The following is a 24,389-nucleotide window of genomic DNA, read 5'->3' on the forward strand; positions in this document are numbered from 1 at the left end:
TAATCGTCGCGCGCAAAGCCAGTATTGGCGCGGTCTGCAGAAGGGTTTGCTTCATTGAGGGTAATTTATTTGTTGGCGTTTATTGATCTCACTCACGAAAAAAGCTTCGGTTGGTGGAAATTGGTGTGATAACTTTGCAGCATATGAACATACGCTTTCTGCGCTCCCGTAATGAGGAAGACGATAATGACGCCGTTTATGACCGAAGATTTTCTGTTAGATACCGAATTTGCTCGCCGCCTGTACCACGACTACGCAAAAGACCAGCCGATTTTCGACTACCACTGCCATTTACCGCCGCAGCAGGTTGCCGAAAATTATCGCTTCAAAAACCTGTATGACATCTGGCTGAAGGGTGACCACTATAAATGGCGTGCCATGCGCACCAACGGCGTGGCTGAGCGCCTGTGTACCGGCGATGCGACCGACCGCGAGAAGTTTGACGCCTGGGCGGCAACCGTTCCACACACCATCGGCAACCCGCTCTACCACTGGACCCATCTTGAACTCCGCCGTCCGTTTGGCATCACCGGCAAGCTGCTTTCCCCAACGACCGCGGATGAAATCTGGGATCGCTGCAACGCGCTGCTGGCGCAGGATAACTTCTCCGCGCGCGGCATCATGAAGCAGATGAACGTGAAGATGGTGGGCACCACCGACGATCCGATCGACTCCCTGGAGCATCATGCCGTTGTCGCGAAAGACACCTCTTTTGATATCAAAGTGCTGCCAAGCTGGCGCCCGGACAAAGCCTTCAACATTGAGCAGGCCACCTTCACCGACTACATGGCGAAGCTGGCGGAAGTGTCGGATACCGACATCCGTCGTTTCGCTGACCTGCAAACCGCGCTGACCAAACGTCTGGATCACTTCGCGGCGCACGGCTGTAAAGTGTCTGACCACGCGCTGGACGTGGTGCTGTTTGCGGAATCAAACGAAGCCGAGCTGGACAGCATTCTGGCGCGTCGTCTCTCTGGCGAAGGCTTAAGCGAGCACGAAGTGGCGCAGTTTAAAACGGCGGTGCTGGTGTTCCTCGGTGCGGAATACGCGCGTCGCGGCTGGGTACAGCAGTACCATATCGGCGCGCTGCGCAATAACAACCAGCGCCAGTTCAAACTGCTCGGTGCTGACGTGGGCTTCGACTCCATCAACGATCGTCCGCTGGCGGAAGAGCTGTCAAAACTGCTGAGCAAACAGAACGAACAAAACCTGCTGCCTAAAACCATCCTGTACTGCCTGAACCCGCGCGATAACGAAGTGCTGGGTACCATGGTCGGCAACTTCCAGGGCGAAGGGATGCCGGGCAAGATGCAGTTCGGTTCCGGCTGGTGGTTTAACGATCAGAAAGATGGCATGGAGCGTCAGATGACGCAGCTCGCGCAGCTGGGCCTGCTGAGCCGCTTTGTCGGCATGCTGACCGACAGCCGCAGCTTCCTGTCCTATACCCGTCATGAATATTTCCGACGCATTCTGTGCCAGATGATTGGCCGCTGGGTGCACGCGGGCGAAGCGCCAGCGGATATCCAGCTGCTGGGCGAAATGGTGAGAAACATCTGCTTTAACAATGCGCGTGACTACTTCGCCATTGAACTGAACTAAGGCCGTTTGAGGTTGATATGCAATACATCAAAATCCATTCGCTGGATAACGTGGCCGTCGCGCTGACGGATCTCGCTGAAGGCGACGTGGTGACCGTTGATAACCAGAGCGTCACCCTGCGTCAGGCGATCGTCCGTGGGCACAAGTTTGCCCTGATCCCCATTGCGAAAGGGGAGAACGTGGTGAAGTACGGTTTGCCCATCGGCCATGCGCTGGCGGATATTGCGCCGGGTGAATACATTCACTCACACAATACCCGCACCAATCTGAGCGATCTGGACGAGTACAGCTATCAACCTGATTTACCCGCGGAAGAGCGTCAGGCGGCCGATCGTGAGGTGCAGATCTACCGTCGCGCCAACGGCGACGTGGGGATCCGCAACGAGCTGTGGATCCTCCCGACCGTCGGCTGCGTCAACGGAATTGCGCGTCAGATCCAGACGCGCTTCCTGAAAGAGACCAACAACGCCGAAGGGACTGACGGCGTGCATCTGTTCAGCCACACCTACGGCTGTTCCCAGCTCGGTGACGACCACATTAACACCCGCACCATGCTGCAAAACATGGTGCGTCACCCGAACGCGGGCGCGGTGCTGGTGATCGGCCTGGGCTGCGAGAACAATCAGGTGGACGCCTTCCGCGACACGCTGGGCGAGTTCGATCCCGAGCGCGTGCATTTTATGGTGTGCCAGCATCAGGACGACGAAGTGGAAGCGGGCGTTGAACAGCTTCACCAGCTTTATGAGGTGATGCGCCACGACAGGCGCGAGCCGGGCAAGCTGAGCGAGCTCAAGTTTGGGCTGGAGTGCGGCGGGTCAGATGGCCTTTCCGGCATTACCGCTAACCCGATGCTGGGCCGCTTCTCGGATTACGTGATTGCCAACGGCGGCACGACGGTGTTGACCGAAGTGCCGGAAATGTTCGGCGCGGAGCGTATTCTGATGAGCCACTGCCGTGACGAAGAGACCTTTGAGAAGACCGTCACCATGGTGAACGACTTCAAACAGTACTTCATCGCCCACAATCAGCCGATTTACGAGAACCCGTCGCCGGGCAACAAAGCGGGCGGGATCACCACGCTGGAAGAGAAATCCCTCGGCTGCACCCAGAAAGCGGGCGCGAGCCAGGTGGTTGACGTGCTGCGCTACGGCGAGCGACTGAAAACCCACGGTCTGAACCTGCTGAGCGCACCGGGCAACGATGCGGTCGCCACCAGCGCGCTGGCGGGTGCTGGCTGTCATATGGTGCTGTTCAGTACCGGTCGCGGCACGCCGTACGGCGGTTTTGTGCCGACGGTGAAAATCGCCACCAACAGCGAGCTGGCGGCAAAGAAAAAGCACTGGATCGACTTTGATGCGGGCCAGCTGATTCACGGCAAAGCGATGCCGCAGCTGCTGACGGAGTTCGTGGACGCTATCGTGGAATTTGCTAACGGCAGGCAGACCTGTAACGAGAAGAACGACTTTCGCGAGCTGGCGATCTTTAAGAGTGGTGTGACGCTTTAATCGGTGCGGCCAGATGCCCTCACCCTGACCCTCTCCCATGGGGAGAGGGTACAAACACTAAAAACGGCAACCGTTGGTTGCCGTTTTGCATTTACCCTGTAGGCCCGGTAAGGCGTAGCCGCCACCGGGCTTTTGTTGTTAACTGCGCAGGGGGTTCTTCGCTAAACGCGCGTCTTCCGCCTGACAGGCCGCTGCGGTAAACAGCACGTCGGTAGAGGAGTTCAGCGCTGTTTCGCAGGAGTCCTGCAGCACGCCGATGATAAAGCCGACGGCCACAACCTGCATCGCAATCTCGTTCGGGATGCCGAACATATTACACGCCAGCGGGATCAGCAGCAGCGAACCGCCCGCTACGCCGGATGCGCCACAGGCGCACAGTGACGCCACCACGCTCAGCAGCAATGCGGTTGGCAGATCCACCGGAATGCCCAGCGTATGCACCGCCGCCAGGGTCAGCACGGTGATGGTGATTGCCGCGCCCGCCATGTTCACGGTTGCGCCCAACGGGATCGACACGGAATAGGTATCGCGGTCCAGGTTCAGCTTCTCCGCCAGCGCCATGTTAACCGGAATGTTCGCCGCAGAGCTGCGGGTGAAGAAGGCATACACGCCGCTTTCGCGCAGGCAGGTCAGCACCAGCGGATACGGGTTGCGGCGGATCTGCCAGAACACCAGCAGCGGGTTGATCACCAGCGCCACCAGCAGCATACAGCCGACCAGTACAACCAGCAGCTGCGCGTAGCCCCACAGCGCGTCGAAACCGGTGGTTGCAAGCGTAGAGGAGACCAGCCCGAAAATACCGATTGGCGCAAAGCGAATCACCAGCTTCACCATAAAGGTCACGGCGTTGGACAGATCGTTGACCAGGTTTTTCGTGGTGTCGTTACCGTGACGCAGCGCGAAGCCCAGACCAATCGCCCAGACCAGGATGCCAATGTAGTTTCCGCTCATCAGCGCGGTGATGGGGTTAGAAACCATGCTCATCAGCAGTCCGCGAAGCACTTCGACAATGCCGGATGGCGGCGTGATGTCACCGGCCGCGCTGGTCAGGTGCAGCGTGGAGGGGAACAGGAAGCTAAACACCACGGCCGTTAAGGCAGCCGAGAAGGTTCCCAGCAGATACAGGAACAGAATGGGGCGAATGTTGGTTTTTTGTCCGTGCTGGTGGTTGGCAATTGACGCCATTACCAGCATCAGAACCAGTACCGGTGCCACGGCCTTCAGTGCGCCAACGAAAAGGGTCCCGAGCAGCCCCGTGGCCTCCGCCGCAGGTTTTGACACCATCGCCAGCAGAATACCCAGCACCAGCCCGACCAGAATTTGTTTAACGAGGCTGCCCTGCGCCAGGCGCGCGAACAGTCCGCTTGATTGTGTGCTCATACGTATTTCCTGAGTGAAATTGCGTTCCATCCCGGATGTGCTCTTAGTCACATTTATGTCCGGATGTAAGTAAATGTTTGCCTGGTCGAGTATAGGGAATGCGCGAAAGGAAGGAAGCGTAAAATGCTGGATTTTACGTGTTGCATCATATTTTTTAACTGCTGCGTTACAAAAGTGTGTTCACCCTCTCCCTGTGGGAGAGGGCCGGGGTGAGGGGGATTACTCCACCTGCTGCTTCTTATCGTGCTGGCGGTTAACCCAGGTATTGATAATCAGCGTCACGATCAGAATGCCAAACACCACGCCGAGCGAAATGGCGATCGGGATATGGTAGAAATCGACGATCAGCATCTTGATGCCGATAAACACCAGGATCACCGACAGACCGTACTTCAGCATCGAGAAGCGCTCCGCCGCGCCCGCCAGCAGGAAGTACATCGCACGCAGGCCGAGAATGGCGAACAGGTTAGACGTCAGGACGATGAACGGGTCGGTGGTCACCGCGAAGATCGCCGGAATGCTGTCCACCGCGAAAATCACGTCGCTTAGCTCAACCAGAATCAGTACCAGCAGCAGCGGGGTGGCGAACAGCAGGCCGTTCTTGCGCACGAAGAAGTGCTCGCTCTCGATCTTGTCGGTCATGCGAAGATGCCCACGGATCCACTTCACCAGCGGGCGATCGCCAATCGCGGAGCCGTCTTCTTTCGCCAGCGCCATTTTGACCCCGGTGAACAGCAGGAACGCGCCAAAGACGTACAGCAGCCATTCGAACTGGGTAATCAGCCAGCTGCCAGCGAAGATCATGATGGTACGCAGGATAATCGCGCCCAGCACGCCATACACCAGCACGCGTCGCTGCAGGGCAGCAGGCACGGCAAAGTAGCTGAACAGCATCAGCCAGACGAAGACGTTATCAACCGCCAGGGCTTTTTCAATCAGATAACCGGTGAGGAAGGCGAGCGCCTGAGGGTCGGCCACCGCGCGGCCTTCGGTCGAGGCCAGGTACCACCAGAAGGCGGCACAAAACAGCAGGGAGAGGGTGACCCACACCAGAGACCAGGCCGCAGCCTGTTTGATGCTCATGCCGTGCGCGCCGCGACGGCCCTGCAAAAAGAGGTCGATCGCCAGCATGATGAGCACGACAACCGCGAATCCGCCCCACAACATTGGAGTGCCGACAGAATGCATACTATTTTCCTTACACATAAAAAGCTAACGGCTATGGTCAGAAGACGATAGCCGTTAGCTTTTTATGCATAGACCTCGCCTTCCGGCAAGGTCTCACTTACAACCACGAAGGTTGCCCGGCGACCGGATGCGTGTTTAACGCATCGTAATGACGATCCACCGGCGAAGAAGTTACTCCCCTTTGCAGGTAACAAAATATGTCAGACCATCGGTTTCGTCAATGGTTTGCGCCGTTTCATTACACAGCTTTACGCGATCGCTTCCGCGCTCACGCCGTCTGCCGGGAATACCACGCCGGTCTGGCGACGGATCTCCGTTTGCAGCTTCGCCGTGGTGCGGCTCACCGCGAGGCCGGGGTGATTCACTTCGTTGTCTTCCACCAGACGGGCGAAGACCTCTGCCTCATAGAGCATAGTGTTAATATGCTGAGGCTGCGTCAGCTCCTGCGCTTTGCCGCCGCGCGGCACAAAGCTCACTTTCTGGCACTCGGAGATCTTCTCGATAACCAGCGAGCCCGCTTCGCCCTGAATTTCGCTCGGCAGCACGGAATCGCTCACCTTGGAGTGCTGCAGCGTGACGCTGAAATCACCGTAATCCAGCACCGCTACACCGTGCGCATCCACGCCGCTCTCCAGCAGGCTGGCTTGCGCACTGACGCCGTGCGGTTCGCCCCACAGGGCCACGGCAGAGGCCAGGCAGTAGAAACCGATATCCATAATCGAGCCGTTCGAAAACGCCGGGTTAAAGGTGTTCGGGTTCTCGCCGTCCAGATAGCGCTGATAGCGCGACGAGTACTGGCAGTAGTTGATAAAGGCTTTACGCACTTTGCCAATTTTCGGCAGGGACTGCTGCAGCAGCAGGAAATTCGGCAGGCTGGCGGTTTTGAACGCTTCGAACAGCACCACCTGGTTTTCGCGGGCAAGCGCAATGGCCGCTTCCACTTCCTCAATATTTGACGCCAGCGGCTTCTCGCAAATCACATGCTTTTTATGGCTGAGGAACAGCTTCGTTTGCGGGAAGTGCAGGGAGTTCGGGCTGGCGATATACACCGCGTCAATGGCGTCGCTTTGCGCCATGTCATCAAGCGAAGTGAAGAGATGCTCAACGAGGTAATCGTTGGCAAAACTCTGCGCCTGCTCAAGGCTGCGGGAATAGACTGCGGTAAGCTTAAGTTTGCCGGTTTCGTGGGCGGCGTCGACGAACTGGCGCGTGATCCAGTTCGTACCAATGACTGCGAAACGTATCATAAACGTTTACGTACTCCGTAGCGGGGAACCTTTAGCCACTGTAGCACGTCATCATGACAATTCGCGTGCGCTATTCCGCATTACCATTTAACGATAAATGCGTAAGCCATAGTCGGGTATCAAACTCCAGCTGGTGGTACTGCGGCTCCATGTGGCAGCACAGGGAATAGAACGCTTTGTCGTGCTCTTTCTCCTTCAGGTGCGCCAGCTCGTGGACCACGATCATCCGCAGAAAGGCTTCCGGCGCGTTACGGAAAACCGTCGCGACGCGGATTTCGGCCTTCGCTTTCAGCTTGCCGCCCTGTACGCGGGAGATGGCGGTGTGCAGGCCGAGCGCGTTTTTCAGCACGTGGATCTTGTTGTCGTACATCACCTTGTTGATCGGCGGCGCGCTCTTCAGATAGCGGCTTTTCAGATCCTGCGTATACTGCCAGAGGGCCTTATCGGTCGCGAAATCGTGCGTGCCGGGATAGCGTTTTTCCAGCACCGCGCCGAGCTTCTGCTCGGCAATCAGGCTGCGAACCTGAGTCAGTAAATGCTCCGGATAGCCCTGGAGATAAGTAAGTTGGTTCATCAACGCCCCAAATCGACAATAAAACGGGTATACTCACGCACCCTTTTCAGGGATACGCCAAATTTTACCATTCAGGAGGGCCGATGAGCCACTTAGACAACGGTTTCCGTTCACTCAACCTTAAACGTTTCCCGGAAACGGACGACGTTAACCCGCTCATGGCGTGGGAAGCGGCGGATGAATATCTGCTGCAGCAGTTGGATGAGACTGAAATCCGCGGCCCGGTTTTGATCCTGAATGACGCCTTTGGCGCGCTGGGCTGCGCCCTGGCGGAGCACACGCCATACAGCATCGGCGATTCCTACCTGAGCGAGCTGGCGACGCGTGAAAACCTGCGCCATAACGACATCGAAGAATCCAGCGTGAAATTCCTCGACAGCACCGCGGACTACCCGCAGGCGCCGGGCGTGGTGCTGATCAAAGTGCCAAAAACCATGGCGCTGCTGGAGCAACAGCTGCGTGCGCTGCGTAAGGTCGTGACGCCGGAAACGCGCATTATCGCGGGCGCTAAAGCGCGCGATATTCACACCTCGACGCTCGAGCTGTTCGAGAAAGTCCTCGGCCCGACCACCACGACGCTGGCCTGGAAAAAAGCGCGCCTGATCAACTGCACCTTCAGCGCGCCGGAGCTGGCCGACGCGCCGGAGACGCTGAGCTGGAAGCTGGAAGGCACCGACTGGACCATCCACAACCATGCGAACGTCTTCTCCCGCACCGGGCTGGATATCGGGGCGCGTTTCTTTATGGAACATCTGCCGGAAAATCTGGAAGGTGAGATTGTCGATCTGGGCTGTGGTAACGGCGTGATTGGCCTGACGCTGCTGGCGAAGAACCCGGACGCCAGCGTGGTGTTCAGCGACGAGTCGCCGATGGCGGTGGCCTCCAGCCGTCTGAACGTGGAAACCAACATGCCGGAAGCGCTGGACCGCTGCGAGTTTATGATCAACAACGCGCTGTCCGGCGTAGAGCCGTTCCGCTTCAACGCCGTGTTCTGCAACCCGCCGTTCCACCAGAAGCACGCCCTGACGGATAACGTCGCGTGGGAGATGTTCCACCACGCGCGCCGTTGCCTGAAAATCAACGGCGAGCTGTACATCGTGGCGAACCGCCACCTGGATTACTTCCACAAGCTGAAGAAGATTTTCGGCAACTGCGTCACCGTTGCGACGAACAATAAATTCGTGGTGCTGAAGGCGGTGAAGCTGGGACGTCGTCGTTAAGATTGGGGATGTGCGGCCTGATGCCCTCACCCCGGCCCTCTCCCACAGGGAGAGGGAGCAAACGCTAAAAACGGCAACTGGGTTGCCGTTTTGCTTTTACCCTGGCCGCCCGGCAATACCCTAGATCGCCAGAGCCAACTTCGTCCCCTGCGCAATTGCCCGCCGCGCGTCCAGCTCCATCGCCACATCGCACCCGCCGATCAAATGCACCGTTTTACCGGCTTCGCGCAGCGGATCGGCCAGATCGCGCTTTGGCTCCTGCCCGGCGCATAAAATCACATGATCCACACGTAACAACTGCGGCTCGCCGCCGATCGTGACGTGCAGACCCTCGTCGTCGATCTTCTGGTAGCTCACCGCCGGGATCATCTTCACCCCGCGCGAGAGCAGGGTGGCGCGGTGGATCCAGCCCGTGGTTTTGCCCAGCCCTTCGCCCGGCTTGCTGGCCTTGCGCTGCAGCATCACGATCTGGCGCGGGCTTTTCGGCAGCTGCGGCCCTTCAGGGCGTAGCCCGCCGGACTGGTTCAGGCTGGTGTCGATACCCCATTCCACGCAAAACTCGGCGATGTTCTGGCTGGTAGCCTCGCCCGGCTGGCTTAAGTACATGGCGGTATCAAAGCCGATCCCGCCGCAGCCGATAATCGCCACCTTCTCGCCGACCGGCGTTTTGTCACGCAATACATCCAGATAGCTCAACACCTTCGGATGATCGATACCCTCGATCGCAGGCGTGCGCGGTACGATCCCGCTCGCCAGGATCACCTCGTCGAAACCGATCAGATCCGCCGCGCTGACAAACTGATTAAGCCGCAGCTCGACGCCCGTCAGGTCGATCATCCGGCGGTAGTAGCGCAGGGTTTCATAGAACTCCTCTTTGCCGGGGATCTGTTTGGCGATATTAAACTGCCCACCAATCTCCGCCAGCGCATCAAACAGCGTCACGCTGTGCCCGCGCGAGGCGGCATTCACCGCAAACGCCAGGCCCGCCGGGCCAGCGCCCACCACGGCCAAGCGCTTTTTACTGACCGCCGGAACGACCGGCATTTTGGTTTCATGGCAGGCGCGCGGGTTAACCAGGCAAGAGGTGACCTTGCCGACGAAGATCTGATCCAGACAGGCCTGGTTACAGCCGATGCAGGTGTTGATCTCGTCCGCACGGCCGCTTTGCGCTTTGGAGAGCAGTTCGGCATCGGCCAGGAACGGGCGCGCCATCGACACCATGTCGGCGTCGCCGCGTGAAATCACATCGTCCGCTACCTGCGGATCGTTAATGCGGTTGGTGGTGACCAGTGGAACAGAGACTTTGCCTTTCAGCTTCCGTGTTACCCAGCTGAACGCCGCGCGCGGCACCGGCGTGGCGATGGTCGGGATGCGCGCCTCGTGCCAGCCAATCCCGGTGTTGATAATCGTGGCACCGGCGGCTTCAATCGCCTGCGCCAGCTGCACGGTTTCGTCGAACGTGCCGCCGCCTTCCACCAGGTCGAGCATCGACAGGCGGAAGACGATAATAAAGTCTGCGCCCGCACGTTCGCGCACCGCGCGCACCACCTCCACGGCAAAGCGCATCCGGCGGGCATAGTCGCCGCCCCATTCGTCGTCGCGCTGGTTGGTGCGGGCCGCGAGGAACTCGTTAATCAGATAGCCTTCAGAGCCCATCACCTCCACGCCGTCATAGCCCGCCTCGCGCGCCAGCGCCGCGCAGCGGGCAAAGTCGTCGATCAGCGCCAGGATCTCATCGTGGCTGAGGGCATGAGGTTTAAAGCGGTTGATTGGCGCCTGAATGGCCGACGGCGCGACCAGGTTCGGCTGATAGCTGTAGCGCCCGGTGTGCAGGATTTGCAGGGCGATTTTACCGCCCTCGCGGTGTACCGCGTCGGTCACAATGCGGTGGTGCGGCAGCTGTGACGCATCGTTCAGAACCGCGCCGCCCTCCATGCCCACGCCGGAAGGCGCCGGGGCCACGCCGCCGGTGACAATCAGCGCCACCCCGTGGCGGGCGCGCTCGGCATAGAAGGCTGCCAGACGCTCGGCCCCGTCCGGATGCTCCTCCAGCCCGGTGTGCATCGAGCCCATCAACACGCGGTTTTTGAGTGTGGTGAACCCCAGATCGAGGGGGGCGAATAACGACGGGTAGCGGCTCATAGTCTCTTCCAGTGTAAAATTATTGTTATGTGGTCGGATGAGTTACTAATTTAGCCAGCGGGAGCGGAAAGGTAAAAGCGGGATCGAATGATTGTGATAGATCTCAAAGAACTTCGCCCCTCACCCTAACCCTCTCCCCAAAGGGGAGAAGGGACTGGCTGGTGCGGTCTCAAAGAATTGGCTCGATCTGATTTTTCCCTCTCCCCTCAGGGGAGAGGGGCAGGGTGAGGGGTGTGGGTTTTTACTAACCCCGGTGCCTGCCACATCGACGTCGTCAGCCCGCTGTCCACCAGCCCGAGCTGGTCGGCGTACACCGCCTGCCATTTCTGCATCATGCCGTCGTACAGCTCGCGGTGCTGCGGGTTCGGCGTGAACTCGCGGCTCCACTTCACCAGCCGCTCGCCCGTCGAGGCCATATCCGCAAACAGCCCCGCGCCCGCACCTGCGGCAATCGCGCAGCCGAGCGCCGTCGCCTCTTTCACTTCCGGCACGCGCACCGGCAGCCCGGTGACGTCGCTTAAAATCTGGCTCCACAGGGCGCCTTTGGCCCCGCCGCCCGCAAACACCAGGCTTTCAAACGTCACGCCGGAGAAGCGCGAAATCTGCGCCAGGTTGCAGGCCGAGACAATCGCCGCGTTCTCCTCCAGGGCGCGGAACAGCGTCGCTTTGTTGCACTTTTCCGGGTCGATGGAAAGGTTAATGAACGACGGCGCGGCGTGGTACCACTGCTTGAAATGCATCGCGTCGGAGAAGATCGGCATCACCCCGTGGGAGCCCGCCGGCACGCGGCTCGCCATCTCTTCCAGCAGGGAATAGGTGTCCATCCCCATCCGCTCGGCAATCAGCTTTTCCTCGGCGCAGAAGGCGTCGCGGAACCAGCGCATGGTCAGCCCGGTAAAGAAGCTGATCGACTCCGCCTGCGCCATGCCGGGGATAACGTGCGGGTTCACGCGGATGTTCATCTCGGGGTCGGTACGCACCTGCGGCAGATTGACAACCTGCTGCCAGAAGGTACCGCCCAGCACCGCCGTCTGTCCGGCGCGAACCACGCCCAGCCCCAGGCAGCCCAGCTGCACGTCGCCGCCGCCCATCACCACCGGGGTGCCTTCGCGCAGGCCGCTCTGCTGGGCGGCCTCTTTGGTAATCGCGCCCAGCACGGTGCCGGTCTCTTTCACCGGGGAGAGGATATCTGCGCGCAGCCCGGCCATGTCGAGCAGCGCCGGACGCCAGTCGCGGGAGAAGAGATCCAGCATGCCGGTGGTGCCCGCGTTAGACGGGTCGACAGCCAGCTCGCCGGAAAGCTTCGCCGCCAGCCAGTCGCTGATCATGGTGATGGTGGCGGCTTTACGGTAGATGTCAGGACGATGGTGCGCCAGCCACAGCAGGCGCGGCATGGCGCTCAGCGCCAGCGTCTGGCCGGAAACCTCATACACCTCGGATTCAAAACGATCGTCGTGGATCTCTTTGAGTTCGGACACCTCGCGGCTGGCGCGGGCGTCGACGTTGGCGCAGGCCCAGATGGCCTCGCCGTCGCGGTCGTACAGCACGATCCCTTCGCGCATGGAGCAGCAGGCGACGGACTGAATATCCGCCGCGCTCAGGCGCGCGCGCTCCAGCGCCTGATAAATACACCGGCAGGCCAGCTGCCAGTTGGTCTCCAGATCGAACTCCATCGATCCCGGCACGTTCTCCACGCTCAGGTGCTTCCACTCGGCCTGACCGACGGCAATCTGGTTGCCCTGTAAATCGAAAATCACGGCGCGAACGCTGCCTGTCCCTGCATCTAACGCTAAAAGGTAACTCATGAGCTTGCCTCGTTGTTAGCGCAGGGCGGCTCTTAGTCGGCCAGAGCCAGCACCGCGCGGGCTGTCGTCTCCTCCGTCACCAGGCCATTGATACGGCGACCCTTCAGTGCGGCATAAATCGCATCGGCTTTCTCTTCTCCTCCGGCCACGCCAACGATGGTGGGCAGCTGCGCCAGTTCATCGAGCGTGACGCCCAGCAGTTCTTTGTGGATCTCCAGCTCCTCGACGCATTCCCCTTCGGCATTGAGGAAATAACCGAGAATGTCGCCGACCGCGCCCTTGCGGGCATACATCAGCTGTTCACCTTCGCTGATATAGCCGGAGCGCAGTATCGTGGCGTCACGGCGCTGGTTCACTGAACCAATGCCGACCACCGCCACGTCGGCGGCGGTCGCGGCGAGGATCACGTCCCGCACGCTGGTCTCGCGTTTTAAGATCCCGGCCACCTCTGCGGATGACACGCGAAGCGGGGCGGGGATCATGCTGACGCTGCAGGCCGCGTCCAGCTGGCCAATACCGGTCATGTACGGCCCGACGCCGCCGGAGAGCGTCACCAGGCGGATCTGCTGCGAGCTGATAAAGCCGCTCAGGTGCTGCAGGCTGCTCATGGTGGTTTCACCAAATCCCACCGCCAGCAGCTGGCCGAGTTCCAGCACGCCCATCAGCGACTGCGCCGCGCCAATGCCGAGCCGCACGTTCATCGGCGGCGTATTTAACGCGGGCATCACGCGCACCAGCTTTAGGCCAAAGCGCTGCTGTAGCTCGGTCTCCAGCGCCAGGCAGCCCTCGTAGCGGGAGTTGATCTGCACGCGGATCACCCCGGACTGACGGCCTTTTTCCAGCAGGCGGGAGATCTTCAGGCGCGGCAGCCCGAGTCGCTCGCCGATGTCGTTCTGGGTTAATCCGTCGTGGTAGTAGCACCAGGCCACGCGCGCCACCAGCTCCTCTTCCGCCAGTGCCAGCCCGGCAAACCGTCCTTCTTCCGCAGTGCGTTTATCGCTCATAGTTGAACTCTTATAAAAATTTAGATCATATGTTCGTGATGACGCGAAGGGAAAGTGTGAGCCACGCGACAAAACGGATCTTTTAGATCGTTTCTGGATTATCTGTATCTCAATCGATAAAACTGTGATCCCTGCACGGTTGTAAATATAGTTCACCGTCTACGCTTTTGAACATTATTAAATCTAAAAATCATTTGTTCAATAGCGGAGCGATGATGACACCACTTCTCGACGCGCGGAATATCAGCAAGCAGTTCTCAGGCGTGCCGGTTCTAAAAGGCATAGATTTCACGCTGCTTGCGGGCCAGGTGCACGCCCTGATGGGCGGAAACGGCGCGGGAAAATCGACGCTGATGAAGATCATCGCCGGGGTCGAAACGCCGGACGGCGGTGAACTTTCTGTCGAGGGGCAGTCATATGCGCGGCTCACGCCCGCTCAGGCGCACGGGTTAGGCATTTATCTGGTGCCGCAGGAGCCGCTGCTGTTCCCCAACCTGACGGTGCGGGAAAACATCCTGTTCCGCCTGCCGCGCGAGCGCGATCGGGAAAAGCGCCTGGCGGAGAAGCTCCAGCAGCTCCAGTGCCAGCTTAACCTCGACGCCACTGCCAGCACCCTGGAAGTGGCGGACCAGCAGATGGTGGAGATCCTGCGCGGTCTGATGCGCAACGCCAGGATTCTGATCCTCGACGAACCCACGGCCTCCCTCACGCCGGGCGAAACCGAGCGGCTTTTCCGCCAGATCCGCGCCCTGCAGGCACTCGGCGTCGGGATTGTCTTTATCTCGCACAAGCTGCCGGAGATTCGCCAGCTGGCAAGCCACGTCTCGGTGATGCGCGACGGCGCGGTGGTGCTGAGCGGTGAAACCGCGCAGTTTGACGACAGCGCCCTGATCGCCGCCATGACGCCGGTAAGCCGGGAGAAATCCCTCAGCGATACGCAAAAGCTGTGGCTGGCGCTGCCGGGCAACCGCCGCACCCAGGCGCAGGATTTCCCGGTGCTGCGGGTAGAGGATCTCACCGGGGAAGGGTTTATCGATCTCAGCCTTGAGATCTACGCCGGAGAGATCGTCGGCCTGGCCGGGCTGGTGGGATCCGGGCGCACCGAGTTTGCGGAAACGCTCTACGGCCTGCGGCCGGTACGCGGCGGACGCGTCTGGCTGGAGAATCAGGACTTTACCGCCGAGCCGGTAAGTTCACGCCTGGAAAAAGGGCTGGTCTACCTGCCGGAAGACAGGCAGGTGTCCGGCCTGTTCCTCGACGCGCCGATCCGCTGGAACACCGTGGCGCTGAACGAGCCATCGATTTGGCAGCAGCGCAAGCGGGAGTCGGCGGTGGTGGAGCGCTATCACCGGGCGCTGGGGATCAAGCTCAATCATGCGGATCAAACCGTGCGGACGCTCTCCGGCGGCAACCAGCAGAAGGTGCTGCTGGCGCGCTGTCTGGAGGCCAACCCTTTACTGCTGATCGTCGATGAACCGACGCGCGGGGTGGACGTCTCGGCGCGCGCCGACATCTACCAGCTGATAAAAAGCGTGGCGGCGCAGAACGTGGCGGTGCTGATGATCTCAAGCGATCTTGACGAGTTCCCGGGCCTTGCGGACCGCGTGCTGGTGATGCATCAGGGCGTGCTCAGCGGCGAGCTGCCGCGCCACGCCGTCAGCCTCGACAGGATGATGGCGCTGGCATTCGGAGGGCAGTCATGAAGACCTTGCTGAAAAACCGCGAGCTGAGCGCGTTCCTCGCCATTCTGGCGCTATTCGCCGTGCTGGTGGCGCTGAATCCGTCCTACCTGAGTTTACAGACGCTGGGGATGATTTTCGCCAGCTCGCAGATCCTGATCCTGCTGGCCATCGGTGCCGCGCTGGTGATGCTGACCCGCAATATCGACGTGTCCGTTGGCTCAACCGTCGGGCTGTCCGCCATTGCCGTCGGCGTGGCGCTGAACAGCGGCTACAGCCTGCCCGTTTCCATTCTCTTCGCGCTGTCTATTGGCGCGCTGGCCGGGGCGTTCAACGGGTTCCTGGTGGTGGGGCTGCGCATCCCGGCGATTGTCGCCACCCTCGGCACGCTGGGGCTGTACCGCGGGGCGATGCTGCTCTGGACGGGCGGAAAGTGGATTGAGGGGCTGCCGCCGGGGCTGAAATCCCTTTCTGAGCCTGCCGCCGTCGGCATTTCGCCGCTCGGCATGCTGGTGTTGATCGTCGCGGCCACAGGCGCATGGACGCTGTCGCGCACCGCGTTCGGGCGTGATTTCTACGCGGTGGGGGATAACCTCGCCGCCGCGCGCCAGCTGGGCGTGGCGGTGAACCGCACCCGCATGATCGCCTTTACCCTCAACGGCATGCTGGCGGCCTGCGCCGGGATCGTCTTTGCCGCGCAGATTGGCTTTGTGCCCAACCAGACCGGCAGCGGGCTGGAGATGAAGGCCATCGCCGCCTGCGTGCTCGGCGGTATTTCGCTGCTGGGCGGCACGGGCACGCTGATTGGCGCGCTGCTCGGCGCCTTCTTCCTGACCCAAATCGACACCGTGCTGGTGCTGTTCAGGCTCCCGGCGTGGTGGAACGACTTTATCGCCGGGCTGGTGCTGCTGGGCGTGCTGGTGCTCGACGGGCGTCTGCGCCAGGCGCTGGCGCGCCATCAGCGGGCGCTGAAGTACGGCCGCTTCCAGCCGGGTAACAAAGGGGGAAAGCACGTCACCCCGTTTCCCAAACGCAAAAAAGAGGTGGCGTAAATGAGGCTTAACTGGGAAAGCGCGCTGCTGATTTTACTGGTGCTGGAGATCCTTCTCTTTGGCGCCATCAACCCGCGCATGCTCGACGTCAACATGCTGCTGTTCAGCACCAGCGACTTCATCTGCATCGGCATCGTGGCGCTGCCGCTCACGCTGGTCATCATCAGCGGCGGGATCGACATCTCCCTCGGCTCAACTATCGGCCTGTGCGCCATCGCGCTGGGCGTGATGATGCAGTCCGGGTGGCCGATGGCGGTCGCTATTCCATTGACGCTGCTGCTCGGCCTGCTGTGCGGACTGCTGAATGCGGCGCTGATCCACTACACCGGCATTAGTCCTTTAGTCATCACCCTCGGCACGCTTTACCTCTACGGCGGCGGCGCGCTGCTGCTCTCCGGCATGGCGGGCGCGACGGGCTACGAGGGCATCGGCGGCTTCCCGGACGGCTTCACGGCGTTCGCTAACCTCACGGTGCTGGGCCTGCCGATCCCGCTGGTGCTGTTCGCGGTGATTACGGTTTTCTTCTGGCTGATTACCCACCGCGGGCGCTTTGGTCGTCACCTGTTTTTGATCGGGCAAAACCCGCGCGCGGCGCGCTATGCGGCGCTGTCGGTGAACGGCATGCCCTACGCGCTGTACGGGCTGGTGGGCGTGGCCTCGGCGATTGCCGCGCTGGTGATGGTCTCCTATTTCGGCTCCGCGCGTTCGGATCTGGGGCGCGATTTGCTGATGCCTGCGCTCACCGCCGCCGTGCTCGGCGGGGCCAATATCTACGGCGGGTCAGGTTCGGTTGTCGGTACGGCGCTGGCGGCGCTGCTGGTGGGGTATCTGCAGCAGGGTTTACAGATGGTCGGCATCCCTAACCAGGTGTCGAGCGCGCTGTCAGGGGCGCTGCTGGTTGTGGTGGTGATGGGACGTTCGCTGAGTCTGCACCGCGAGTGGGTGCGTTCTCTCTTTAGAAAACTATCCGGAGCGTAAGATGAAAACAAAACTGATAGTCCTGGCAATGGCCCTCAGCTTCGCCTCGGCGCAGGCGGCGGACCGCATCGCCTTTATCCCGAAGCTGGTGGGCGTCGGGTTCTTCACCAGCGGCGGCAACGGCGCGAAAGAGGCGGGGAAAGATCTCGGCGTGGACGTGACCTACGACGGCCCAACCGAGCCGAGCGTCTCCGGGCAGGTGCAGCTCATCAATAACTTCGTTAACCAGGGCTATAACGCCATTATCGTCTCCGCCGTGTCGCCGGACGGCCTCTGCCCGGCGCTCAAGCGCGCGATGCAGCGCGGCGTCAAGGTCCTGACCTGGGATTCCGACACCAAACCGGAGTGCCGCAGCATCTACATCAACCAGGGGACGCCGGAGCAGCTGGGCGGCCTGCTGGTGGAGATGGCGGGCAAACAGGTCACCAAACCGAACGCTAAAGTGGCGTTCTTCTACTCAAGCCCGACCGTCACCGACCAGAACCAGTGGGTGAAAGAGGCGAAGGCCAAAATCGAGAAAGATCACCCCCAGTGGCAGGTCGTGACGACCCAGTTTGGCTATAACGACGCCACCAAATCCCTGCAAACCGCCGAAGGGATCTTAAAAGCGTATCCGGATCTGGATGCGATTATCGCCCCGGACGCCAACGCGCTTCCAGCGGCGGCGCAGGCGGCGGAAAACCTGAAGCGGGAAGGGGTGGCGATTGTCGGCTTCAGCACGCCGAACGTGATGCGCCCGTACGTTGAGCGCGGCACGGTGAAAGCCTTCGGCCTGTGGGATGTAGTACAACAGGGCAAAATTGCGGTCAACGTCGCCGATCGCCTGCTGAAAAAAGGCGATCTTAACGTCGGCGACAGCGTGGACGTAAAAAATATCGGCGCGCTGAAGGTCGAGCCGAACAGCGTGCAGGGCTACCAGTATGAGGCGAAGGGCAACGGCATCGTGCTGCTGCCGGAGCGCGTGGTGTTCACCAAAGAGAACATCAGCAAATACGATTTCTGACGGGGGAGCAAATGGCTGATTTAGACGACATCAAAGACGGCAAGGATTTTGGCATCGGCACGGCGCAGCAGAATGTGCCGTACACCCTGAAGGGCTGCGGCTCGCTGGACTGGGGCATGCAGTCCAGGCTTGCGCGCATCTTCAACCCGCAGAGCAACCGCACGGTGATGCTGGCCTTTGACCACGGCTACTTTCAGGGGCCGACCACCGGGCTTGAGCGTATCGACCTCTCCATCGCGCCGCTGTTTGGCGAAACCGACGTGCTGATGTGCACCCGCGGCATCCTCAGGAGTCAGGTGCCAGCCGCCACGAACAAACCGGTGGTGCTGCGCGCCTCCGGCGGTAACTCGATTCTGGGCGAACTGTCCAACGAGTGCGTGGCGGTGGCGATGGAGGACGCGCTGCGCCTGAACGTCTGCGCGGTGGCGGCGCAGGTGTATATCGGCAGCGAGTTTGAGCATCAGTCGATCAACAACATCATCAAGCTTGTCGATGCGGGCGCGCGCTACGGTATGCCGACGCTGGCGGTGACGGGCGTGGGGAAAGAGATGGCGCGCGACGCGCGCTATTTCTCGCTGGCCAGCCGCATCGCCGCCGAAATGGGGGCGCAGTTCGTCAAAACCTACTACGTGGACGAGGGCTTTGAAAAAGTGACCGCCAGCTGCCCGGTGCCGATTGTGATCGCCGGGGGCAAAAAGCTGCCGGAGCACGAGGCGCTGGAGATGTGCTGGCGGGCTATCGATCAGGGGGCGTCGGGCGTGGATATGGGACGCAACATCTTCCAGTCCAGCGCGCCGCTCGCCATGCTGAAGGCGGTGAAAAAAGTGGTTCACGAGAACTGGAACGCCCGCGATGCGTTCCAGTTCTGGCAGGATGAGAAACAGGGAGAAGCAAAATGAACGTGACGCTGGTGGAGATCAACATTAAGCCCGAGCGGGTAGACGAGTTTCTGGAGGTGTTTCGCGCTAACCACGAGGGGGCAATCCAGGAGTCGGGAAACCTGCGTTTTGACGTATTGCAGGACCCGAGGGTGAAGACCCGGTTCTTTATCTACGAAGCCTATAAAGACGAAGAGGCGGTGCTGGCGCACAAGCAAACCCCGCACTATCTGGCGTGCGTGGATAAGCTCGAAGAGCTGATGTCGGAGCCGCGCAAGAAACGCAGTTTTGTGGGGCTGTTGCCGGAGTAACAGGCGTTATAAAGGTTTTGTAGGCCGGGTAAGCGCTAGCGCCATCCGGCATTTTTCAGGCCAGCTCCAGCATCTGAACCCGAGCCGTGGCACCCGGCATCAGCCGCTGCAGGTTGTTGACCAGTTCTTCTCCTGCCTCTTCCAGTGCCGCAAGGGGCATCGACGGCAGGCTTTCAAGAATAAACCACATGGATTGTGCCTGCCTGTCCAGACGGGTACGTACCCCCTGTCGCCAGTTCCAGCGGCGGCAGGTGACGCCGAGATCGTCGCGCCAGATAACCTCGCCCGGTTCCGGATGTTCCATCACTGGTTGTCCCTCTTTGAAGGTATCAAACGGCTCGCTGCCGTCGGCCAGCGTCAGACGCGGCGCACCCGAATACGCCGCGAGATTTTCCCCGCCCACCGGAATGGCATAGCGAATACTCACCGCGTTATAGATATCTACGACCGGATCCAGCGACGGCAGCGAACCGTCTTTCAGTACCCGCTTGCGCAGGGCAGATGCCGAGCAGGGCGTGCGTTTCGGTTTCGCGCCGAAGGCTTTAAACACCTCATCCCAGTCTGAAAGGTGTGCATCAGCCCATGGCACATCATCATTCAACATCTGCTGGCAGGCCTGCGCCAACGCGGCGGGCGCAACCTCGGGGTGGGTTATCGGCGCAGCTTCAACCAGAATGCTCAGCGCCCGAAATCCCGGGGCAATCCCGGCAAGATGCGAATCTATTGACGGCGTAACGAGAGACATAAATAATCCTGTATTGACTGTTTTATACCATGGTAGTGACCAATGACTGATAAAGTCAATATAATGACTTCGCAGGGTGCCAATGTTGCCCAGGTAAGCCTGGCCGTGGCAAACCGCATACGCAACTGGCGCAAAGAGAAAAAGCTGTCTCTGGACGAGCTGTCCCGCCGGGCAGGCGTTAGCAAAGGCATGCTGGTGGAGATCGAAAAGGGCGCAGCCAACCCCAGTATCGCCATCTTGTGCAAGCTGGCCGCCGCGCTCGGCATCTCCGTAGCGGATATCGTCAACGTATCCAGCGAGCCGCTGGTGCACGTTATCGAAGAGGCCGCGATTCCGGTGCTGTGGCAGGGCGCACAGGGTGGACGCGCCAGACTGCTGGCGGGAACCGCAGGCCCGGATATGATTGAGCTATGGCAGTGGGAGATGCAGCCGGGAGAGCGCTTTACCTCTCCGGGGCACCCGGCGGGAACCTTTGAGCTGCTGCACGTGAACGAAGGCGTTTTAACGTTGACGGTGGATGAGACGGTGACCCAGGTTAACGCTGGCGCATCGGCGGTGGCGAAAACGGAAGCGGCGCACGGATATGCGAACGAAGGCGATACCGTGCTTCGCTTCACCATGACGGTGGCGGAATTTCACCGATAAAAAGCAGCCCGGTGGCGCTACGCTTACCGGGCCTGCATGCAGTATTTTGTAGGCCGGGTAAGCGTAGCGCCACCCGGCGTTGATTACGCCTCTTCCACACTTATTCGCAGCGCTGCCAGCGCTTTACGCGCCGCTTTCAGCACCTGCTCGCACTGCTCAATCGTCAGCGTCAGCGGCGGTTCGATGCGGATGGTTTTCGAGTTGTTGAGCGTTCCGGCGACCAGCACCCGCTGGCGGAACATCTCGCTCGCGAAGCTATAGCCGGTTTCGTTATCGACAAACTCAATCGCCATCAGCATCCCTTTGCCACGCGCGTCCTGCACCAGGTCCGGATACTCCCGGCCTAGCTGACGGAAGCCGTCCAGCAGCATGTCGCCTTTCTGCTCCGCCTGCGCGGGCAGGTTTTGCTCCAGCAGCACGTTGATGGTTGCCAGCGCGGCCGCGCAGGCCAGCGGGTTACCGCCAAAGGTGGTGGTATGCAGGAACGGATTATCGAACAGCACCGAGAAGACCTCTTCAGTCGCAACCGTCGCACCAATCGGCATCACGCCGCCGCCGAGCGCCTTAGCCAGGCACAGGATGTCCGGCTGCACGTTTTCGTGCTCGCAGGCAAACATCTTGCCGGTGCGCCCCATCCCGGTCTGGACTTCGTCGAGGATCAGCAGCGCGCCAAACTCATCGCACAGCTGACGCACGGCGGGCAGATAGCCCTGCGGAGGGAGGATAACGCCGCCTTCGCCCTGAATCGGCTCCAGGATCACCGCCGCCACGTCATCACCGGTTTTACGGCATTCACTCAGCACGGTGCGCATGGCGTTAATGTCGCCAAACGGCACGTGGCGGAAGCCCGGCAGCAGCGGCATAAACGGTTTGCGGAAGGTGGATTTGGCGGTAGCAGACAGTGCGCCCAGGGATTTACCGTGGAACGCGCCGCTGGTGGCGATAAAGGTGAATTTCCCGCGCGGCGACTGGTACGCTTTGGCGAGTTTAATCGCCGCTTCGACCGATTCCGTGCCGCTGTTGCTAAAGAAGCTGTACTTCAGTTTGCCGGGCGTTAAGGCCGCCAGCGTTTTCGCGAGCATAGCGCGAAGCGGGTCGAGCAGTTCCTGGCTATGGAGAGGTTGTTTCGCAAGTTGATTCTGTACGGCGGAAACCACAACTGGATTACGGTGCCCCACGTTGAAGATACCAAAACCACCCAGGCAATCGATAAACTCCTGTCCCTGGGTGTCGACAAGCGTGTTAAGACTCCCCGCTTGCCACTCTACGGCTCCGTAATCCCCGCCGGCGGTAACAGATTTGCGATACTCCAGAAAACCTGGATTGACGTGCTCTTTAAAGTAATCGATGACCTCTCGGTTAAGTTGTTTCATTTCCTCATGATCGAGCGTTCGCTTCTCAATGAGATTCAGTGCGTGCGCGGTACAGGCAAGAGCCGAGGCGCTGGAAGGTAACCTGTTCAAAATGTGCTCCCGGGGATCGCGTATCACATGATACTGGTTTAAGTATTGCAGGGATTACGCCACTTCAGATGACTTAACGAAAATCGGGATAAACGCCAGGTTAAAATAATGTTGCACAATATTTAATCATGCCGGAGCAACCGAAACGGGATTTAGCGGTACAGGACAGAAAGGATAAATGAGGGCGGAAAAGCGCATCTGCACTAAAGAAGTGCATTGGCTGCAACTTAAGTGGGCATTAACTGGTCATGCTTTATAGGTAATTTCTTTGCGAAAGTATTTGAAATCAATGAATTATAAAATCGTACAAAAAGTATGGTTTAAGTCAAATCTGCGATCTTCATCAAGTTTAACAACTAAAGATAAATTGTTTACCGCCGAAAAAACATTGACCCACAAAATTAACATTCAAATAACCTGCAAGGGATGCCCACGATGTCCTCTCCAACCTATGTCACCCAGAATGAATATCCTCTGGACGATGACACCACCTTAATGTCTACCACAGACGTCCACAGCTACATCACACACGCCAACGACACCTTTGTGCAGGTGAGCGGCTACCAGCTCGATGAGCTGACGGGCCAGCCGCACAATATGGTGCGCCACCCCGACATGCCAAAAGCCGCGTTTGCCGATATGTGGTACACGCTGCAGCAGGGCGAGCCGTGGAGCGGAATTGTCAAAAACAGGCGCAAAAACGGCGACCACTACTGGGTGCGTGCGAATGCGGTGCCGATGGTGCGCCGCGGGCAGGTGACGGGCTATATGTCCATTCGCACCAAAGCCACAGCCGAAGAGATTGCGGCCGTGGAGCCGCTCTACCGGGCGCTGAACGACGGGAGCTGTAAGAAACGTGTGCACAAGGGGCTGGTGGTTGGAAAAGGCTGGCTGGGTAAACTGCCGGCAATGCCGCTGCGCTGGCGCGTGCGCAGCGTGATGGCGGCGCTTTTTGCCGTTCTCGCCGCCACGCTGATCGCGACTTCCGCCGGGTGGATGCCGCTCGTTGCTGCCGCGGTGGTGATGCTGCTGGGAACGCTGCTGTTTGAGCAACAGATTGTCCGCCCGGTAGAGAATGTGGCGCAACAGGCGCTGAAGGTCGCAACCGGTGAGCGCAACAGCGTGCAGCATCTGAACCGCAGCGACGAGCTGGGGCTGACGCTGCGCGCGGTCGGGCAGCTGGGCCTGATGTGCCGCTGGTTAATCAATGACGTCTCGAGCCAGGTGGTGAGCGTCCGTGACGGCAGCGACAGGCTGGCACAGGGAAATGAAGATCTGAACGATCGCACGCGTCAGACCGTGGCGAACGTGCAGCAGACCGTTGCAACAATGAACCAGATGGCCGCTTCCGTTCAGAGTAACTCTGAAACTGCCGCCGAGGTGGATAAACTCTCCGTGGCCGCGAGCAGCGCGGCCACGAAAGGGGGCAACGCGATGCAGACCGTGGTCAAAACCATGGATGACATTGCCGACAGCACGCAGCGGATTGGCTCGATTACCTCCCTGATTAACGATATCGCTTTCCAGACCAACATTCTGGCGCTGAACGCGGCGGTTGAAGCGGCAAGGGCAGGAGAGCAGGGAAAAGGTTTTGCCGTGGTCGCGGGCGAAGTGCGCCATCTCGCCAGCCGCAGCGCCAGTGCCGCCAATGATATTCGTAAACTGATTGATGCCAGCGCCAGCAAGGTGCAGTCCGGCTCTGAGCAGGTTCACGCCGCAGGCCGCACGATGGATGATATCGTGGTGCAGGTGAAAAACGTGACGCAGCTTATCGCCCAGATCAGCCACGCGACCTCCGAGCAGGCCACCGGGCTGTCAGAGTTGACCCGCGCGGTGGCCGAACTCGACAGCATCACGCAGAAAAACGCCGACCTGGTCGAGGAGAGCGCCCACATTTCTGCAATGGTGAAGCACCGCGCCGGACGCCTCAAGGATGCGGTGACTGTGCTCCACTAAGTCAGTAATGTTCCA

20 protein-coding genes are annotated in these 24,389 nt (G+C 60.0%); 11 read left to right on the forward strand and 9 right to left on the reverse strand.

Annotated elements, in window-relative coordinates; all coding sequences use genetic code 11:
* Positions 1-186 precede the first annotated feature (186 nt).
* Together uxaC and M2422_RS17420 are read left to right on the forward strand one after the other, a co-directional pair.
* A complete protein-coding gene (gene uxaC, locus M2422_RS17415) occupies positions 187-1,599 on the forward strand; it encodes a glucuronate isomerase (RefSeq protein ID WP_047060289.1) in 1,413 nt (470 codons plus the stop codon).
* A gap of 17 nt (positions 1,600-1,616) precedes the next feature.
* Positions 1,617-3,104, forward strand: a complete 1,488-nt coding sequence (locus M2422_RS17420) for a UxaA family hydrolase (RefSeq protein ID WP_064673353.1) — start codon at positions 1,617-1,619, stop codon at positions 3,102-3,104.
* Positions 3,105-3,242: 138 nt separating this feature from the next.
* On the opposite strand, the gene sstT is transcribed toward M2422_RS17420, so the two are convergent.
* From sstT to M2422_RS17440, 4 genes are all read right to left on the reverse strand, one after another.
* Positions 3,243-4,484 (reverse strand): serine/threonine transporter SstT, encoded by a 1,242-nt coding sequence (gene sstT / locus M2422_RS17425; RefSeq protein ID WP_064673352.1) that lies wholly within the window; start codon positions 4,482-4,484, stop codon positions 3,243-3,245.
* A gap of 219 nt (positions 4,485-4,703) precedes the next feature.
* Complete coding sequence (locus M2422_RS17430) at positions 4,704-5,672, reverse strand: TerC family protein (protein WP_029739669.1); 969 nt, start codon at positions 5,670-5,672, stop codon at positions 4,704-4,706.
* A gap of 248 nt (positions 5,673-5,920) precedes the next feature.
* Positions 5,921-6,919: a Gfo/Idh/MocA family protein gene (locus M2422_RS17435; protein ID WP_048974668.1), complete on the reverse strand. Its 999-nt coding sequence runs from the start codon at positions 6,917-6,919 to the stop codon at positions 5,921-5,923.
* A 70-nt stretch (positions 6,920-6,989) separates the two neighbouring features.
* Positions 6,990-7,493 (reverse strand): YgjP-like metallopeptidase domain-containing protein, encoded by a 504-nt coding sequence (locus M2422_RS17440; RefSeq protein ID WP_023333531.1) that lies wholly within the window; start codon positions 7,491-7,493, stop codon positions 6,990-6,992.
* 83 nt (positions 7,494-7,576) lie between these two features.
* On the opposite strand from M2422_RS17440, the gene rlmG reads away from it, so the two are divergent.
* Positions 7,577-8,713 (forward strand): 23S rRNA (guanine(1835)-N(2))-methyltransferase RlmG, encoded by a 1,137-nt coding sequence (gene rlmG, locus M2422_RS17445; protein ID WP_010435862.1) that lies wholly within the window; start codon positions 7,577-7,579, stop codon positions 8,711-8,713.
* Between the two features lie 120 nt (positions 8,714-8,833).
* Here the strand turns inward: rlmG and M2422_RS17450 are convergent, their stop codons facing one another.
* The 3 genes from M2422_RS17450 to lsrR all read right to left on the reverse strand — a co-directional run bounded on the left by M2422_RS17450 (position 8,834) and on the right by lsrR (position 13,664).
* On the reverse strand, positions 8,834-10,855 hold the full coding sequence (locus M2422_RS17450) for an NADPH-dependent 2,4-dienoyl-CoA reductase (protein WP_064673351.1): 2,022 nt from the start codon (positions 10,853-10,855) through the stop codon (positions 8,834-8,836).
* 206 nt (positions 10,856-11,061) lie between these two features.
* The gene (gene lsrK / locus M2422_RS17455; RefSeq protein WP_064673350.1) at positions 11,062-12,660 is read right to left on the reverse strand and encodes an autoinducer-2 kinase; all 1,599 of its coding nucleotides are present in this window, start codon (positions 12,658-12,660) and stop codon (positions 11,062-11,064) included.
* A gap of 32 nt (positions 12,661-12,692) precedes the next feature.
* Positions 12,693-13,664, reverse strand: a complete 972-nt coding sequence (lsrR, locus tag M2422_RS17460; protein ID WP_064673349.1) for a transcriptional regulator LsrR — start codon at positions 13,662-13,664, stop codon at positions 12,693-12,695.
* A 215-nt stretch (positions 13,665-13,879) separates the two neighbouring features.
* On the opposite strand from lsrR, the gene lsrA reads away from it, so the two are divergent.
* From lsrA to lsrG, 6 genes are read left to right on the forward strand one after another with little or no spacing between them, the layout of a single operon-like run.
* Positions 13,880-15,367 carry an autoinducer 2 ABC transporter ATP-binding protein LsrA gene (gene lsrA, locus M2422_RS17465; protein ID WP_064673348.1) on the forward strand — a complete coding sequence of 496 codons (1,488 nt, stop codon included), beginning with the start codon at positions 13,880-13,882 and terminating at the stop codon, positions 15,365-15,367.
* Positions 15,364-16,395 (forward strand): autoinducer 2 ABC transporter permease LsrC, encoded by a 1,032-nt coding sequence (gene lsrC, locus M2422_RS17470; RefSeq protein ID WP_064673347.1) that lies wholly within the window; start codon positions 15,364-15,366, stop codon positions 16,393-16,395. Before lsrA ends, lsrC begins: the two co-directional genes overlap by 4 nt.
* A complete protein-coding gene (gene lsrD / locus M2422_RS17475; protein ID WP_064673346.1) occupies positions 16,396-17,373 on the forward strand; it encodes an autoinducer 2 ABC transporter permease LsrD in 978 nt (325 codons plus the stop codon).
* 1 nt (position 17,374) lies between these two features.
* Positions 17,375-18,376 carry an autoinducer 2 ABC transporter substrate-binding protein LsrB gene (gene lsrB, locus M2422_RS17480; protein WP_033146708.1) on the forward strand — a complete coding sequence of 334 codons (1,002 nt, stop codon included), beginning with the start codon at positions 17,375-17,377 and terminating at the stop codon, positions 18,374-18,376.
* A gap of 11 nt (positions 18,377-18,387) precedes the next feature.
* Positions 18,388-19,275 (forward strand): 3-hydroxy-5-phosphonooxypentane-2,4-dione thiolase, encoded by an 888-nt coding sequence (gene lsrF, locus M2422_RS17485; RefSeq protein ID WP_048981229.1) that lies wholly within the window; start codon positions 18,388-18,390, stop codon positions 19,273-19,275.
* Positions 19,272-19,565, forward strand: a complete 294-nt coding sequence (lsrG, locus tag M2422_RS17490) for a (4S)-4-hydroxy-5-phosphonooxypentane-2,3-dione isomerase (RefSeq protein ID WP_033146706.1) — start codon at positions 19,272-19,274, stop codon at positions 19,563-19,565. Before lsrF ends, lsrG begins: the two co-directional genes overlap by 4 nt.
* Before the next feature lie 55 nt (positions 19,566-19,620).
* Here lsrG and M2422_RS17495 read toward each other — a convergent pair whose 3' ends face one another.
* A complete protein-coding gene (locus M2422_RS17495) occupies positions 19,621-20,310 on the reverse strand; it encodes a B3/4 domain-containing protein (RefSeq protein ID WP_064673345.1) in 690 nt (229 codons plus the stop codon).
* A gap of 42 nt (positions 20,311-20,352) precedes the next feature.
* Here M2422_RS17495 and M2422_RS17500 point away from each other — a divergent pair, with 42 nt between their 5' ends.
* Positions 20,353-20,955 carry a helix-turn-helix domain-containing protein gene (locus tag M2422_RS17500; RefSeq protein WP_064673344.1) on the forward strand — a complete coding sequence of 201 codons (603 nt, stop codon included), beginning with the start codon at positions 20,353-20,355 and terminating at the stop codon, positions 20,953-20,955.
* An 83-nt stretch (positions 20,956-21,038) separates the two neighbouring features.
* On the opposite strand, the gene ygjG is transcribed toward M2422_RS17500, so the two are convergent.
* Entirely contained in the window at positions 21,039-22,418 is a 1,380-nt protein-coding gene (gene ygjG, locus M2422_RS17505) for a putrescine aminotransferase (protein WP_023309267.1), read from the reverse strand.
* 435 nt (positions 22,419-22,853) lie between these two features.
* Here ygjG and M2422_RS17510 point away from each other — a divergent pair, with 435 nt between their 5' ends.
* On the forward strand, positions 22,854-24,374 hold the full coding sequence (locus tag M2422_RS17510) for a PAS domain-containing methyl-accepting chemotaxis protein (RefSeq protein ID WP_064673343.1): 1,521 nt from the start codon (positions 22,854-22,856) through the stop codon (positions 24,372-24,374).
* The last annotated feature ends 15 nt before the right edge of the window (positions 24,375-24,389 follow it).

The sequence above is a fragment of the Enterobacter sp. SLBN-59 genome (assembly GCF_024807915.1).
In the GTDB taxonomy this organism is placed as follows: domain Bacteria; phylum Pseudomonadota; class Gammaproteobacteria; order Enterobacterales; family Enterobacteriaceae; genus Enterobacter; species Enterobacter asburiae_B.